Source organism: Synechococcus sp. R3-13, assembly GCF_047462195.1.
Taxonomy (GTDB): Bacteria; Cyanobacteriota; Cyanobacteriia; order Thermostichales; family Thermostichaceae; genus Thermostichus.
This window is the reverse complement of sequence record NZ_JANSIO010000488.1, coordinates 1-1,035: the sequence shown is the minus strand read 5'-3', so window position 1 is coordinate 1,035 and position 1,035 is coordinate 1. Positions and strand designations below refer to the sequence as shown.

General features: G+C 59.5%; 2 protein-coding genes. One reads left to right on the top strand and one right to left on the bottom strand.

The annotated features are described in order from the left end of the window. Window positions 1-256 precede the first annotated feature (256 nt). Window positions 257-709, top strand: a complete 453-nt coding sequence (locus tag NW856_RS13495; RefSeq protein WP_011431920.1) for an Hsp20/alpha crystallin family protein — start codon at window positions 257-259, stop codon at window positions 707-709. Between the two features lie 39 nt (window positions 710-748). Here NW856_RS13495 and NW856_RS13490 read toward each other — a convergent pair. Next, window positions 749-1,035, bottom strand: a 287-nt coding sequence (locus NW856_RS13490) for an SAM hydroxide adenosyltransferase (RefSeq protein ID WP_414400671.1), incomplete at its 5' end; no start/stop codon positions are given.

Genomic DNA, 1,035 nt, shown 5'->3' with positions numbered 1-1,035 from the left:
GGTGCGGGCCTCCAGCCCGAAAATTTGGTGAACCATTGGATTGCCCTGTTTGTTTTCATCCCTCTTCCCCATGAGGTGAGGGGATCCTGCCTATCGCAGATCGGTTTGCCCTCCCTCGCTGGGATGGCTTTCTTGGATGATCAGAGCAGGATTTTGTGAATTCAAATCCCAAGTGCAGGCCAAGCCTTCTTTGCCGAGATCTCTTCGCTTCCCTCAACTCCATTGATGACTTAGCCTATTTACCCTAGGAGACACTATGGCAACTCTTTACTTCAGCCCGCTTTTCGAGGTACAAGCTCTGCAAGCGGAGCCCAACCGGGGGCGCTCTCGCTCCTTCCTGCCCACTCCTCTGCAGGTTTGGGAGAGCGGCGAAGCCTACACCGTCCAGTTGTGGGTGCCCGGTGCCAATCGGGAACGCTTCCACATCGAGGCCACGGCTCAACAGCTCTCCATCAGCGGCGAGATCCAGGTTCACGGCCCTGAAGGTGCTGAATTGCGCTACCAAGAAGTGGAGCCCCAACCTTTTCAACGCATCCTCAAGCTGGCCCGCCGCATCCAGCCGGAGAAAGTCTCGGCCACCTATCGCGACGGCATCCTCACCCTCACTCTGCCCAAAGCCGACGCAGCGCGGGTGATCAAAGTCCAAGTGGGCGCCTCAAACCCCACTACTCCGACGGAAGCCGTGACGGTGGAAAGCCAACCTGCCTAGGATCCCCAGTCTCTCCCTCTCTTTATCAGGCGAGGGGATCTAGCCGCTCCACTGCACGCGCACCTCATCTCCCACCTTAAAATCCAGCGCCCGGCTGGCATTGCCTCGGTTTTGCACGATCTCCACCCAGCCGGAGCTGCCCACCAAGGCCAGCACTTCGCCAACTTCTCCCTCAGCAAAGGTGGCCACGGAGCGGACGGGGATCCCTTTGATCCAGGCGCTCCAGCTTCGACCTTCCACCCACTGTCCGGGCAGGTTGGTGATGCCGTTGCCGAAGTGGTCGATGGCTTGGACCAGGCCGCGACAGCCGTTGGTCTCCATCTGGG

Excerpts from the sequence above, each read along its gene's own strand:
- NW856_RS13495 (WP_011431920.1), top strand. The coding sequence starts at position 257 with ATGGCAACTCTTTACTTCAGCCCGCTTTTCGAGGTACAAGCTCTGCAA.